13 protein-coding genes and 1 tRNA gene are annotated in these 14194 nt (G+C 55.7%); 3 read left to right on the top strand and 11 right to left on the bottom strand.

Features of this window, described 5'->3' with window-relative positions; all coding sequences use genetic code 11:
• Positions 1-227 precede the first annotated feature (227 nt).
• The 9 genes from ACSMXM_RS16770 to ACSMXM_RS16730 form a co-directional block, all read right to left on the bottom strand.
• A complete protein-coding gene (locus ACSMXM_RS16770) occupies positions 228-965 on the bottom strand; it encodes a class I SAM-dependent methyltransferase (RefSeq protein WP_460317592.1) in 738 nt (245 codons plus the stop codon).
• Between the two features lie 47 nt (positions 966-1012).
• Complete coding sequence (locus ACSMXM_RS16765; protein ID WP_460317591.1) at positions 1013-2080, bottom strand: glycosyltransferase; 1068 nt, start codon at positions 2078-2080, stop codon at positions 1013-1015.
• Positions 2081-2115: 35 nt separating this feature from the next.
• Positions 2116-3204, bottom strand: coding sequence for a glycosyltransferase family protein (locus tag ACSMXM_RS16760; protein ID WP_460317590.1), 1089 nt, complete (start codon positions 3202-3204; stop codon positions 2116-2118).
• The gene (gene asnB, locus ACSMXM_RS16755) at positions 3201-5000 is read right to left on the bottom strand and encodes an asparagine synthase (glutamine-hydrolyzing) (protein ID WP_460317589.1); all 1800 of its coding nucleotides are present in this window, start codon (positions 4998-5000) and stop codon (positions 3201-3203) included. Before asnB ends, ACSMXM_RS16760 begins: the two co-directional genes overlap by 4 nt.
• A 12-nt stretch (positions 5001-5012) precedes the next feature.
• The gene (locus ACSMXM_RS16750; protein WP_460317588.1) at positions 5013-5972 is read right to left on the bottom strand and encodes a class I SAM-dependent methyltransferase; all 960 of its coding nucleotides are present in this window, start codon (positions 5970-5972) and stop codon (positions 5013-5015) included.
• Positions 5973-5979: 7 nt separating this feature from the next.
• The gene (locus ACSMXM_RS16745; RefSeq protein ID WP_460317587.1) at positions 5980-6705 is read right to left on the bottom strand and encodes a class I SAM-dependent methyltransferase; all 726 of its coding nucleotides are present in this window, start codon (positions 6703-6705) and stop codon (positions 5980-5982) included.
• A complete protein-coding gene (locus ACSMXM_RS16740; RefSeq protein ID WP_460317586.1) occupies positions 6702-8021 on the bottom strand; it encodes a lipopolysaccharide biosynthesis protein in 1320 nt (439 codons plus the stop codon). The genes ACSMXM_RS16745 and ACSMXM_RS16740 overlap by 4 nt, the downstream gene beginning before the upstream one ends.
• 89 nt (positions 8022-8110) lie before the next feature.
• A tRNA-Ala gene (locus tag ACSMXM_RS16735) sits at positions 8111-8186 on the bottom strand.
• Positions 8187-8310: 124 nt separating this feature from the next.
• Positions 8311-8646, bottom strand: coding sequence for a TIGR02300 family protein (locus ACSMXM_RS16730; RefSeq protein ID WP_460317585.1), 336 nt, complete (start codon positions 8644-8646; stop codon positions 8311-8313).
• 144 nt (positions 8647-8790) lie between these two features.
• Between ACSMXM_RS16730 and aroA the strand changes: the two genes are divergently transcribed.
• Positions 8791-10134, top strand: coding sequence for a 3-phosphoshikimate 1-carboxyvinyltransferase (gene aroA, locus ACSMXM_RS16725; RefSeq protein ID WP_460317584.1), 1344 nt, complete (start codon positions 8791-8793; stop codon positions 10132-10134).
• Here the strand turns inward: aroA and ACSMXM_RS16720 are convergent.
• Positions 10117-10269, bottom strand: coding sequence for a hypothetical protein (locus ACSMXM_RS16720; protein WP_460317583.1), 153 nt, complete (start codon positions 10267-10269; stop codon positions 10117-10119). The genes aroA and ACSMXM_RS16720 overlap by 18 nt on opposite strands.
• A gap of 71 nt (positions 10270-10340) precedes the next feature.
• The gene (gene wecB / locus ACSMXM_RS16715; RefSeq protein WP_460317582.1) at positions 10341-11501 is read right to left on the bottom strand and encodes a non-hydrolyzing UDP-N-acetylglucosamine 2-epimerase; all 1161 of its coding nucleotides are present in this window, start codon (positions 11499-11501) and stop codon (positions 10341-10343) included.
• A 50-nt stretch (positions 11502-11551) separates the two neighbouring features.
• On the opposite strand from wecB, the gene cmk reads away from it, so the two are divergent.
• Together cmk and rpsA are read left to right on the top strand one after the other, a co-directional pair.
• Complete coding sequence (cmk, locus tag ACSMXM_RS16710) at positions 11552-12187, top strand: (d)CMP kinase (protein WP_460317581.1); 636 nt, start codon at positions 11552-11554, stop codon at positions 12185-12187.
• Between the two features lie 233 nt (positions 12188-12420).
• Entirely contained in the window at positions 12421-14136 is a 1716-nt protein-coding gene (gene rpsA, locus ACSMXM_RS16705) for a 30S ribosomal protein S1 (protein ID WP_460317580.1), read from the top strand.
• The last annotated feature ends 58 nt before the right edge of the window (positions 14137-14194 follow it).

Raw genomic sequence — 14194 nt, 5'->3', positions numbered from 1 at the left:
CCATCGGCGATTGCTGGAGCCAATCGGCAACATCCCGCCAGCAGAAGCCGAGCAACGATATTATGCCATGTTGGACGACGTCCCCATGGCCGCGTAACTTAAACCAAATGGCCTCCGGCAAACCCAAGGCGGTTCAGGACCGCCCTCCGGTCACGGCTCGCTCCGGTTCACATCCCCGGCTTGAATCACTCATGCCGAACCCGGTCAATCACTTTCTCAAGCGGGCTCTAAGCGGTCTTGATGGCGTAATAATATAAACCTAGCGGGTGCAAACCAAGTGTATCGGCGAGCGCGTATGGAATCAATCGCGCCGTGAACTTGTCAAACCCACGAAATCCAAATTGGCAAGGTTTAAATCCATTGCGAACTAGCATCACTTGTAGGTGTTCCGGACTAAAATAATTAATGTGTACACGCTGAAAATGATGCCTGCGACGCCATTTTGGCATTAATCGGCGTACGTCCCGGATCGACGGGACGATGACGATAAGGACTCCGCCCCTCTTCAAGGCCACGTAGCTATCCGCTATCATACGTTCTGGGTCGGACACATGTTCGAGCACATTGTCGATGACAATCCCATCAACGCTCTCTTCGCCGACTGTCGTTCGGTCGAAAGACGTATTAGTTACGTTTAGTCCTTGTTCCTGGCAAAGTTCGGCCCGTTCTTTATTAGGCTCATAGCCACAATAATCGAAATCGTGTCTCAGAAGATCGGCTAGAAGTCCGTGGCCAGCGCCGACCTCAACAATTCGCGGCGGCACTCCCGGCAATTTCAGCGCTCGAAGCAGCCCCTCGATCCGATAATGGCGTACGGCAGGCTGGCGATGCTCACGAAGTGTGGTGTTGGCACCCCTAGCATGGGTACTTTCAAATGGATTGGCGGTAAAGACAAAATCACACTTTGTGCATTTGACGATTCGGTAGGTATGTCCGTCGTTTGGCCGCAACTCGACAACAGGCACGACTTGCCGCGCCTTACAAAAGGGGCAAGGCCGATCAGTCTTCGCTATCATTGAACTGAGTTCCTATCAGGAAATAATATTTGCTCGTATTTTCTAAATACGAAGTCTGGCTCAAATTTTGTTGAGGTCGCGCGAACAGTTTCAGGATCCCAATGCGTGCGAGACGCTAGTAAAAGCGCGTCAGCGAAATCTTGGGGATGACGCGTCTGAACTATATAGCCATTCCTTCCCGGCCTTATAATTTCTGACGGTCCGGAGCGACAGTTTACCGACACAATCGGCGTCCCGATTGTGATTGACTCAATTAAACAGTTGGGAAAACCTTCGTAGAGAGATGTCAGTACCGTTACATTCGCACGGGTATAGCAATCTGCCACGTTCGCCACCTGGCCGTGGAAAAACACGGAGGCTTCGAGACCAAGTTTCGTCACCTGGCTGACCAAAGCGTCTCGCTCCGGCCCATCGCCGTAGATCGATAAAAAAGCGGACGGCAAAACGGACTTTAAGCGCACAAAGGCGTTCAGCAGCAGCGATAAGTCCTTAACGGCATGAAGCCTTCCTACAAATACCACCTCATAGCCTCGTCTTTTATGGATTTTGTCCCCGCGCTTTAGCAACATTTGCGGCGACACGGCATTATTGACTACGGTAATATTTTCCTCAGGCACGGCGTAATTGGCGACCAAATCAAGCGCCATTCCTTCAGACTGGGCAATCACATGATCAGCGCGGGCGATGGTATACCGAGCCAGGCCATGAACAACTCTCCCGTGCCATAATGATCGCTCTGCCGCTAGCTTCTCCGATAATGTACTGATGTTACGCAGCACGAACCGCGTTTTGCTGCGAGCAATTGGGCGTAAGCACAGAAGCATCGCTAATAATTGATGATTGAATACCAGCACTTGTGGCGCTGCGCTGTGTCGCAAAAATCTATAAAGTGGCGGTACAGCATAGCGCGCGCGCCGAACTCCGAGCGCGAGGACGGGTACATTTTTGGCTAGGTCAGCACGCAACGGCCCATCCCCATCATCCAATACCACGACCCGTACGGAATATCCTCGCTCCGCAAATAGGTTTGCGATTACGGTACACATGCGTTCGGCCCCGCCCAAACGCAGACTGCTAATCAAAAGATCGAGCGAAGCTATCAACGCAGGACGTTTTCAGCGCGCCTGTTCCAGCTAAACTCGCGCTCAACACGCTCATATGCGCGCGTCTGCAGTTTGGTCCTGAGATCCGGGCTATCCAAAGCGGATATCGCTGCAATCCATTGATTCACTTCCGCCGCTTCGGGCATTATCGCGGTCTCACAAGGCGTCAGTATTTCGCGGAGCACGGGTACATCAGAACAAATAATCGCGCGGCCGGCGGCCATATACTCAAATAATTTCAAAGGCGACATCCATTGCACCGTGTTACCGCTTCCACCATAAACAGCTACAATATTTTGATAGGGAGCTAGCAAGACATCGCACTGCCGCATTAACGACATGACCTTGCCGGGGGGAGCATGTCCCTTTAAATAAAAATTCGTGACAGTTTGCGCCGCCAGCTTCCAGCGCGCGACATCCTCTTCCGTACCACCGTAGATAATATAATCGATACTGGGCGTACATCTGGCCATGTTCAGGATGACGTCGATGCCACGACCGTCGTAAAGTCCGCCGAAATATCCCGCCTTTTGAACAGGCCCGCTAGCTGGTGCGGGTTTTACGCCAATATCGGCCCCATCATGCGCGCATGTGATTCGACCATGTAGCACGGAGTTATTTTCCTCGAACCATTTCTTTAAACGACCACTTATTACGACGAGTTTTGAAAAAGATCGCTGGCGGATAAGCCATTTGAATAACATCTGTTCGACCAGTGACTTGTCTGTGTAAGGCCCATGCATTTCTAAGACTGTCGGCAACCCAGCGCCGATCGCAAAGGCGCTGGCTGCAATCGAACGGGAATAAAAAAGATCGCATCCAGCTTTCTTGGCTAGACGCACCGATTGAGCAGCAAACACGTATGCACGCCCACGCATCTTTGGCCATAGTACGCGTTGGATTGAGAATGTGTTTTCTGTACCATAATGTTCGAACGTCGTTGCCTCGTCATTATTATTAATCTTTGGCAAATACAGCGTCACATCGTGACCCGCTCGAGAAAATGCCGCTGCCATACGCATCACATGCACACTATTTGCAGCGAGCGAGGGCACCATGGAAGCAGCAGTATAAGCAATCTTCACAGAGCAATCCCCGCTTCATTTGGCACTAACTCTCCATACATTTGGTGCAGAGTATTCTCGCCAAAAGTGCGCCCGTTTAAAAATAATCCAGAGCTCCATTGCTGTTTTGGAACGCTAAATCCTTTTTTTGGGCGATCGAGGATAGCGGAGGGGAGTTCATTTCTTTGAGACGCTACTAACACGCCTTTTAATCTTCCGTTCAGCAGCCTTGATCGCTCAGAAATTCCGAAACCAAATTCAATTATCGGCGTGGAAAGTAGAGGAACTCGTGTTTCTAGCGACACCATCATAGATGCGCGGTCAACTTTAGTTAGGATATCGTCCGGGAGATAAGTGTGAAAATCGAGATACTGCATGCGAGTAAACAGCGGTAAATCTTCTCTGTAGAATGCTCGGTATTGCCAATAATCGTCATAATCGTCAGGAATCTCCCAAAATCGACGATAGTTGCTTTTCTCGCGCGCGATTAATCCTCCCATTAGTCGCGCATACAGGTCAAAGCCGGTCAGGAGATGATCGTACTCCAGTCTTTCGGAGAGACGAGCCGAAATCGGTCGACGTTCACTATGCCCGTTCCTCCTCCGTAAATAGCGAGTCAGTGGCTGCACAAATTGGGGAAACCGGACCATTCTCCCCTGCGCACGGGCAAAGCGTCGGTACCAATTATAACCGCAAAAAACTTCATCACCGCCGTCGCCTGTTAACGCCACTTTGACACTTTCAGCAGCGAGTTTGGAAACGAAATAGGTAGGGACTGCCGAACTGTCGGCAAACGGCTCATCATAATTCCGGATAACATCCTCAGCTATAGCCCCAGATGCTTCCTCAGATAGGATACTACGAAGATGATCCGTTTCGTAACGATCCGCCACCATTTGGGCGAAAGGGGTTTCGTCGTAACGTTCGCTGTCAAATCCAATGCTAAATGTCTTCTGGCGCGCGCCATGATAAGCCGCGGCTGCGGTTACGGCACTGGAATCTATCCCGCCGCTCAAAAAGAACCCCAAAGGAACATCTGCAACCATCTGCTCGTTAACGGACGTTTTCAGCAAATGGTTTAGTTCTTCAGGTAGCCCAGGGTTTTCTACGTTGTCGATACTGTCATTTAGCGACCAGTACGCCGTTTCTCGTCGAATTCCTGTATCAACATCAATTTCCAAATGCCGGGCAGCCGGCAGTTTTTGAACCTGCCGGTACAACGATTTAGGCGTAGGGACATAACCGTAAGTAAGAAAATCATAGAGAGCGGTCGTGTCGTGCTCCAAATCCCCTCGCTCGCTGAACTCAACGATTGCTTTCAGTTCTGAAGCAAAGGTAATTTGCGACGACCATATACCATAATATAAAGGTTTAATACCAACGCGGTCGCGCACCAGATGCAATTTTCGCTGACGAGGGTCGTAAATAACGAAGGCGAACATTCCCTCGATACGTTCCAGAAGCCCAGACATTCCCCACTTGTTATAGCCATGCAGAAGGACTTCGGAGTCGGTGAAGCTTTCGAAATCATAATCGCGAACCAAGTCATCCCGCAACGACGCGAAATTGTAGATTTCGCCGTTAAAGGAAAGGACATGTCCAGACCCATTCTGTACCATCGGCTGCAGGCCGTGCGTGGATGTGTCGATGATGCTTAAACGACGATGGCCGATATAAGCGCGCTCGTCATACCATTCGCCCCACGCATCTGGCCCGCGGTGCTCAAGCGTATGCAAAGCACGACGGGCCCGTGCCCTCGTTTGCTCATCAATCGGGCGCGAGTTGCCAAGGCGCACGACGCCAAATAGTCCGCACATGCTTATCCCCTATCAAGGTTCTGCCACGCGGCTGCGTAACAAAGTGATTGCTGAGCCGGTCTCAACCTCCCAATCACCTTTAAGGTGCATGTCAGCAGCCTCCTTAAAATCGCGCTCAGATAGTGGACTGTCGTATGGCGGACTCAATGCGTCGAAGGTATCGTGTACAGCATATTCCAACATGGCAACATCGCTCATCCCTGAGAACTCCGGTTTTGCCGAGTAATTTAGAAAAGGTAAAAAATGCCATGAAATTCGGCGTCCTAGCCGCGATCTATTTAGAACTTGAGTTAATCGAAACATAACGGGTGCCGCGCGATGGATCATGCGATATAGCCGTTCCGGCGACATACGTTTGGTTAGTGGGCGCAAGACGTATTTCCACCGCGCCATCTGGAATATATCGCGGGAATAGGAGTGTACGAAGACGGCTCCATCGGGCTTCACAAAGCGTAAAATATGATCGAGCGTCACTTTAGGATCGGGTGTGTGCATGATGACCCGATGACAAAACACAATATCAAAACTATGCGGTAGCAAGGGTAAATCCGCAATACTTGCCTGCACCAAACAAAGATCTGGGCGATCGCCCAGATTGGCACGGGCAACATCCAGTCCAGCGAGGTCAACGGCGACTACCTTCGCTCCCATCGCTAACAGGATTTCTGTGTCCGGACCAGCGCCGCAGCCGCACTCCAAGACGGTTTTGCCCTTGAAGAAATCCGGCGACCACCCCGTTCGCCTGAGAATGGTATCGTACCGGTCGGTTGTACCATTTCTGGAATCAAGTTGAAGCGTGGCATGTGCCGTTCGAAGCTTCTCAAAATTACCAGCCGAGTAAGATCCGCCCTGAATAAATCTTGGGATGCCGTCTTCTAGGGGAATAACTACATCGTCAAATATCAGTTCATTAGATTTTATTTGACCAGCATGGCCATTGAGGCGAAAATATGTAATAAATTCCTTAAACACGGCAGGTCTACTTTTTCTTGTCAGCGAGGGTCACGAGGCAGACAAAATTGTAAAAAAGTGACTGACCTTGGAAAGCTCGCCTTACAACTTGTGCCCAAAAGGTTTTGGTAACCGCCATTCGCACAGGGAGTTGATGCTCGGTGTGTACAATTTCGAATCCGTAGTTCCGAAGATAGGATGTAAACTCAGAAGCGGCCCATTCGCGGATGTGGTATGGATTCCGCGGCTTGTTTGATGTTTTACTATATAGACGCTCTCGATCAGGTGTCGAAAAAAGTATCATGCCATCAGGTTTGATGCGTTGCATGACATAATCGAGCAAATGATCGGGGTCGGCTAAATGTTCGATCACGTCCGAGCATATAACTAAATCGGCCTTTTCACTTTGGCCAAACGGCTCCGGGTGGTCAAAATCGTCTGCACGCCACTCACCCCAATCGTAATGTTTGAGACAAAAAGCGATGGCATTTGGCTGGTCGAACCCGGTAAAATGGACGTCGGGATGCTTGGAATGCAGCCAAGCGAGTTTACTGGCCGGACCGCATCCTACGTCAAAGACGGTCTGAAAGCCATGTTCTGAAATCAATTTAGACGCCAAGGCATAAACCTGGTGCTGATACCGCAGAGAAATGCCGAGGCGTTTCGGGTCCCAATAGGTTTCGGTTTCATTATCAAACGTAATCCGAGCCTCATTGCCTCGATAATCTTCGGGCAGGAAATATCGATTGCTCATCGACGCCCTCCCACCCTCGCGGCGCGCAACGAGAGAGACATTACAAGACTCCACACTATGTAGAAAACGAAGTAGGATCCGCCGGCTCCGAGCAGACCGTAATTGAGGGTTAGCAGATATAGCGCCAAAAAGTAAATGGCGGTGCCCACGGAGATCGCGAAAAGAGAACGGTTTTCGTACCCCAAGGCGGTAAGCGCGGGATAAAATGCTATCGTTGAAATAGCGATATGCACACCTGTTGCATATAGAATGACCACTGGAACCGCCGCAAGATATTCCGAGCCCACCGTGTGGATAATCAGTGGCTTGGCGACAATTGCCAGTAGGATCAGCATAACTGTCGCGATAACCGTTGTCGCAATCGTCACACGAGCAAACAACCGCCAAAATCGCTTGTCATCGCCAGAAGCTGAAAGCGACGCAAACTCAGGGTAAATTACGACATTCACAGGATCGACGGGCTTACTCAGGGTAGAGCCGAATTGCTTTGCGATCTTGTAGATACCCGCTCCACGCGGATCTAGGATTGCACCTACCAATAGTACATCCAACTCGCGAATGGACATTTTAAGGCTGGCAACAAGATTGGTAACCAACAGGAATTTCAACGCTCGCCTGCGGCCACCTTCTACCTGACGGGTATCCCCCCGCCAAAAACCGAGCAGACCAAGTCGTTGAAGAAGCGTAATACCGACGTATAGCAACGAACTGTTCTTTAGCAGGTCGGCAATCAACCATGAAATTACGAAATAAGGTAACCCAAAATCTCCAGCAAAGCCAAGCAGACTAAACGCGGCTTTTAACATGGCGCCAAGAACATTTAACCTGGCAAGCAGCTTAAAGTCGCGCTCTAATTGTAAAAGGCCGGTCGTAACACCGACTATATTTGTCGCGATAGCGAGCGCATAAATCTGAACAAATATCACATCCCGCTCGGTCCACTCAAAATGGCCCGCCACGAGGGGCGCCACGCCGATAGCAATCACCGTCCCCAGGCAAGCAGTCGCAATGTCGGCTGAAATACAGAGCTTAACAACCGCGAGCATCTCCTCCTGTTTGCCACGCTCTCGCGCCGACGCTCCGAAGCGCACCACGGCGGTCCACGACTGGAAATTCAATAGACGGTCCATGACCGTTGCGTATGTAACGATTAGGGTGAGCACTCCGAACAGCTTTGGTTCAAGCGTTCGGGCAGCCGCCATAACGGAGAGCAGCCCCAAGACGCTCGATGTCATATTGCCGGAAAACATTGCACCAGCATTGCGGACAAGCGACTGTCCCAAAGGCGAAAGTGCAGACAGTCTAAACTGCATCATATCCTTAGCATATCAGGAAGATTTCGCCTATGGCTGGAAATGGAGCAGAAGCTATTCACGAAGGAAAAACTTCTGGATTTATTAGAAATTGGTGGAGCCGAGGGGGATCGAACCCCTGACCTCTACACTGCCAGTGTAGCGCTCTCCCAGCTGAGCTACGGCCCCGAATGTCGTCACCACCCTCTTGAGGAACGGTGGCTAGGGGCGGGCACATATCGCCGCCCGCGCGTCGTGACAAGTACGACGTGAAACTTAGTCGCCGGGGCCATGGCCCCGGCGACTGCTGATGTCAGGTGTCGGGCTGTTCGTCATCGCCCTTGGACTTCGCGACCTCGGTCAGGTCCTCGTCGCCGCCCAGATCGTTCTCGTCGTCGGGGCTGCCCTCGTCGTCCTCGTCGATGTCCAGATCTTCTTCGTCCAGATCTTCCTCGGCCGCCTTTTCCTTTGAGGTCTTGGCGGTGTCGAAGGGCAGAGGCTGCTTCGATTTCAGAACGGGTTCAGGCTCCCACGCCTCTCCGCATTCGATGCAGGTGACGGGGCTATCCTCGCCCAAATCGTAAAAACGGGTATTGCATTCGGGACAGGTACGTTTGGTACCAAGGTCCGCCTTTGCTGCGGCTGCCAATTTCGGTCTCCTGATTGGGTGCGTGCGGGCGGACTGTCGACTCGCCGCCTGCCGCCTCTTCCGGCGGGCGCTTGCCACGCTCCGAACGCACTGTCAAAGCCCCGCCGAAATGCGCCTGCACGGCGCCGGTTTCAAGGGGTATTCATGTCAGAGCAATCCGAAGGCGCTGCACGGCCACTTTCACTGCGGGCCGAAGGACCGCTTTCCGGCAACGTCAAGGTCCCCGGCGACAAGTCGATTTCGCATCGTTCGCTGATGCTGGGGGCGCTCGCCGTCGGACGCACGACGGTGTCCGGCCTTTTAGAGGGAGAGGACGTGCGGGCGACGGCCGCCGCCCTGCAGGCCATGGGTGCTCGTGTCGCACGGCAGGACGATATATGGATAGTCGACGGCGTCGGGGTCGGCGGCCTGCTGGAGCCGGAAAGCGTTCTCGACCTGGGCAATTCGGGAACCTCAGCGCGTCTGTTCATGGGCCTGTTGGCCAGCCATCCGCTGACCGCCACCTTCATCGGCGACGAATCGCTGCAGAAGCGGCCGATGGGGCGGGTGGTCGAGCCGCTGACGCGCATCGGTGCACGATTCATGTCGCGGGAGGGGCGCCTGCCCCTGACGATGACCGGGACGGAACAGCCGCTGCCCATTGACTATACGATGCCCGTAGCCTCCGCGCAGGTGAAATCGGCGGTGCTGCTCGCAGGCCTCAACACCCCCGGCGACATGATCGTCCGCGAACCGACCGTCACACGCGATCATTCGGAACGCATGCTTGAAGCTTTCGGGGCGAAGCTGTCGATTCATCAGACCAGTGAGGGAAAGCAGATCCGCCTGCATGGCCAGGCCGATTTGCACCCGATGGATATCATCGTGCCGGGCGACATTTCGTCAGCGGCCTTCCCGCTCGTCGCCGCGCTGATCGTTCCGGGCAGCGAGATCGAAGTCACCGGCGTCGGCCTGAATCCTACGCGCACCGGCCTGATCGACGCGCTCCGCCTGTTGGGCGCAAAGATCGACATTCGCGAAGGGATACCCGCTGGTAGCGAGCCTGTCGGCGACATAGGCGTCCGCGCCGGTCCGCTGGTTGGCACCTCCATTCCAGCCGTGCTTGCGCCGCTGATGATCGATGAATATCCGATCCTGATGGTTGCGGCCGCCTTTGCCGAAGGCGAAACCGAAATGCGCGGCCTGGAGGAATTACGGGTAAAGGAATCCGACCGCCTTGCCGTGATGGCGGAGGGGCTGTCGGCATGTGGGGTCCCCGTGCGGCTGCTAAGCGACGGAATCGTCATTACGGGATCGGGCGGCGCGCCGGTCGCGGGCGGCGCCACCGTCGCCAGCCATCTCGATCACAGGATCGCCATGAGCTTCGCAATCCTGGGCCTGAATTCGGCGCGACCGATCATTGTCGACGATGCGCGGCCTGTCGACACCAGTTTTCCGGGTTTCGTGGAGCTGCTGTGCACCTTGGGTGCTTCACAGCAGGAAAGTTAGCAGAAACGCCGTCGTGCCAAGATAGGTCAGCGTGAAGGTCCTCAGGTCGGACGATATTTCCGACCGGGCCGTACGAAAGGCGTTGGCCGCGATGCGGCGCCCGAATGCCGGTCTGCGGATCGCATAGGCGAACATGGGATCGTGCCTCCATTGTCACTTTGGATATACTTAACAAAGTGTAAACGTCGCACCATCCATAAAGATGGTTAATATGCTGAAATGGCCGGACGGGTAAGCACATCGGCGATTCGCGCCGCCGCGTGGCCATCCCCGAATGCCAGCGACCCGACCCGGTCGGGGCCCTGATCCAAAAGCTCCTCTGCCGCCGCGACGATCGCGTTCTTTTCCGTACCAACGAGGCGAGAGCAGCGACCTTGCAGCGCCTCCGGTCGTTCGGTTGTCTTGCGCACACAAAGAAGCGGCGTTCCCAGCACCGCTGCCTCTTCCTGAATGCCTCCCGAATCGGTGATGACCAGATCGGCAGCCCGCAGCAGCGGGATAAAGTCGCGATAAGCGAGCGGCTCCACCAGTTCGATTGGTCCTGCGGGCGAAAGCGAAGCAAGTTCGCTCGCCGAGGTGCGAGGATGCACGGGATAGATCAGTTGAACGTCATTCCGGGCCGCGATGCGCTCCGCCGCCCCCAGAATATTCCGCATGGGTGCCCCCGCGCTCTCCCCCCGATGTGCGGTCAGGATCACCAGGCGCCGGGCGGGGTCGATTCCGTCGGGCAGGCCTGCACCAGGATCTGACAGAATAAGGCGCAGGGCATCGACAACGGTATTGCCGACCATATGCACATATTGCTGCGCGCGCCCCTCTCGAATCAGCGCAGATTTGGCTGTTTGAGTGGGCGCGAAGTGCATGGTGGCCAAACGGGAGATCAGAACGCGATGAAACTCCTCGGGATACGGGTTCAGCCAGTCATGGCTGCGCAGCCCCGCCTCCACATGATGTAGCGGCACACCTTCGATGCTTGCTGCGATGGAGCCTGCAAGGGCGCTCGCCGTGTCGCCCTGCACGATAACCGATGCCGCCGAACTTTCCCTGATCGCCCGCTGCAGTTGCGACACGGTATCCAGCGGGCGAAAGGAATCAGTCCGCGGCGGAGTAAGCGGGAATTCCACGTCGAGAATATCGAATGCCGCCAGGGTTGGCGGCAGCAGATCGGGATGCTGCCCCGTCGTCGCCATGACGACGGTTGCGCCGGCATGGCGCAGGGCGAACAGAACGGGCGCAAGCTTTATCGCTTCCGGCCGCGTGCCCACGACAATCAGAAAATCGGCGATGCGGATCGCTCCCCTGCCCTCGGACTTGGCCCATGCCTCGATACTCCGCGTCTCGAAGTACGCAAGTCCTTGAAGCGGCATCAGCACCAGCCTAGGCGGTCAAGGATGGATCGTACAGACGTTCGCGCCGGATGACGGCATCGCTTATCATCGCCGTCGACGGACCCGCAGCATCGGGCAAGGGAACGATCGCGAAGGCATTGGCGCGTCATTACAGCCTGCCTCATCTGGACACAGGCGCCCTCTATCGTGCGGTTGCAGTGGCGGTGATTGCGGATGGTTGCGACCCGGCCAACGCCGGGAGAGCGGCCGCGCTCGCCGAAAATTTCCCGGACAGCCTGCTTGCCGATCCACAACTCCGATCCCGACAGGCGGGCGCGCTGGCATCGGTCGTGTCTGCGCATCCAGAAGTTCGCGCAGCATTGCTGCAACGGCAGAGGCATTTCGCCGTCCAGCCCGGCGGTGCCGTGCTGGACGGCCGCGATGTCGGCACGGTCATCGCGCCCGATGCGACGGCAAAGCTGTTCGTCACGGCCGATGTCGCAGAGCGCGCACGGCGGCGTACCCTGGAGTTGACCGGACGCGGCGAGCCGAGCGATCAGGCGGCGATTCTCGCGGATCTAAAAGCGCGCGATGCCCGCGATTCCAGCCGCGCGTCGGCGCCGCTGAAAGTCGCCCCGGATGCGGTGGTGATCGACACCACCGCCCTTGGCATCGAGGAGGCGATTGCGGCCGCCATCGCCGCCGTCGACAGGGCAATCGCCTGACCGCCTTGCAGCTTGCATTTTCGCCACAATTCCTCTACTAGGCACGCGCCTTCCGATGTGGCCAAAGTGCGGCATCCGGCACCAGCCTCATGATGAGCGGGCGGCGGGGACACTCCCCGAAACCGCCCGCTTTGCCTGTGGCGGGTCATTCAACGACAGGGGCAATTCCGCTCCAGACCACCGGAACCAACCGGTCGGCATGAATAGACGAATATAAGGATTATCAGAACTTTATGGCTACAGCAGCAGCGCCTACACGTGACGATTTCGCCTCCATGCTCGAAGAGAGCTTGGGTGGCTCGGAAACCTTCGAGGGCCGCGTCGTTACCGGAACCGTTACCGCCATCGAAAACGACATGGCAATCGTCGATGTCGGACTGAAATCGGAAGGGCGCATCGCGCTCCGCGAATTCGCAGCCCCCGGTCAAAAGGCGGATTTGTCAGTCGGTGACGAAGTCGAAGTCTTTGTCGATCGCGTCGAGAACGCTCATGGCGAGGCCATGCTCAGCCGCGACCGCGCCCGCCGAGAGGCAGCATGGGACCGCCTGGAGACGGAATATGACGACACCGCCCGCGTCGAAGGCACGATCTTCGGCCGCGTGAAGGGTGGCTTTACCGTCGATCTGGGCGGCGCCGTCGCTTTCCTGCCCGGCAGCCAGGTGGATGTGCGCCCCGTGCGCGACGTCGGCCCGCTGATGGGCATGCCGCAGCCTTTCCAGATCCTGAAAATGGACCGGAAGCGCGGCAATATCGTCGTTTCCCGCCGCGCGATCCTGGAAGAGACGCGCATGGAGCAGCGTTCCGACCTGATCCAGTCCCTGACCGAGGGTCAGGTGGTCGAGGGCGATGTGAAGAACATCACCGACTATGGTGCCTTTGTGGACCTGGGCGGAATCGATGGCCTGCTGCACGTCACCGACATGAGCTACAAGCGCGTCGGCCACCCCTCCGAAATCGTCAATATCGGCGACAAGGTGAAGGTGCAGATCATCCGCATCAACCGCGAAACGCAGCGCATCTCGCTCGGCATGAAGCAGCTGGAGGCCGACCCCTGGGACGGCGTCGCGGCGAAGTATCAGATCGGCCAGAAAGCGACGGGCCGCGTCACCAACATCACCGACTATGGCGCCTTCGTGGAGCTGGAAGCCGGGATCGAGGGTCTGGTGCACGTGTCCGAAATGTCCTGGACGAAGAAGAACGTTCACCCGGGCAAGATCGTTTCGACCAGCCAGGAAGTCGATGTCATCGTCATCGAGGTCGACGAAGAAAAGCGTCGTATTTCGCTGGGCCTGAAGCAGGCAATCTCCAACCCCTGGGAAGATTTCGCCGACAAGCATCCAGTCGGGTCGATCGTCGAGGGCGAGGTCAAGAACACCACCGAGTTCGGTCTGTTCGTGGGTCTGGACGGCGATGTGGACGGCATGGTCCACATGTCCGACATTGCCTGGGGCGTATCCGGCGAGGAAGCGCTCGACCTGCATCACAAGGGTGAGACCGTTAAGGCGGTTGTTCTCGACGTGGATGCTGAAAAGGAACGCATCTCGCTCGGCATCAAGCAAATGGACCAGGCCGAAGAGGGCGCATCCAGCGTTTCCGTGGCCTCGGGCGTCAAGAAGGGCGATACCGTCACCGGCGAAGTCGTCGATGTTCGCGATGGCGGCGTCGAGGTTTCCATCGAGGGGGGCGCGACGACCGGCTTCATTCGGCGTTCGGACTTGTCGCGTGATCGCGACGAACAGCGTCCGGAACGCTACCAAGTCGGTCAGAAGGTCGATGCGCTGGTAACCGGCTTCGACCGTTCGAAGAAGCCGAACCTCAGCATCAAGGCACTACAGATCACCGAGGAAAAGGAAGCCGTGAAGCAATATGGCTCTTCCGATTCGGGAGCGTCGCTGGGCGACATTCTCGGCGAGGCGCTCGGAAAATCTAAGGATGCCGACAAATCCTGACTTGAATATACATTAATTTCGACTAAGGGCACGTTCCAACGGCGTTTTCGCCATTGGA

Source organism: Pacificimonas sp. ICDLI1SI03, assembly GCF_054740865.1.
This window is presented reverse-complemented; position numbering and strand designations above follow the sequence as displayed.

Bases quoted from the DNA above. Each gene is read 5' to 3' on its own strand.
- asnB (WP_460317589.1), bottom strand. From the start codon at position 5,000: ATGTGCGGACTATTTGGCGTCGTGCGCCTTGGCAACTCGCGCCCGATT.
- ACSMXM_RS16745 (WP_460317587.1), bottom strand. From the start codon at position 6,705: ATGAGCAATCGATATTTCCTGCCCGAAGATTATCGAGGCAATGAGGCT.
- ACSMXM_RS16740 (WP_460317586.1), bottom strand. From the start codon at position 8,021: ATGATGCAGTTTAGACTGTCTGCACTTTCGCCTTTGGGACAGTCGCTT.
- aroA (WP_460317584.1), top strand. From the start codon at position 8,791: ATGTCAGAGCAATCCGAAGGCGCTGCACGGCCACTTTCACTGCGGGCC.
- ACSMXM_RS16720 (WP_460317583.1), bottom strand. From the start codon at position 10,269: ATGTTCGCCTATGCGATCCGCAGACCGGCATTCGGGCGCCGCATCGCG.
- wecB (WP_460317582.1), bottom strand. From the start codon at position 11,501: ATGCCGCTTCAAGGACTTGCGTACTTCGAGACGCGGAGTATCGAGGCA.
- cmk (WP_460317581.1), top strand. From the start codon at position 11,552: ATGACGGCATCGCTTATCATCGCCGTCGACGGACCCGCAGCATCGGGC.
- rpsA (WP_460317580.1), top strand. From the start codon at position 12,421: ATGGCTACAGCAGCAGCGCCTACACGTGACGATTTCGCCTCCATGCTC.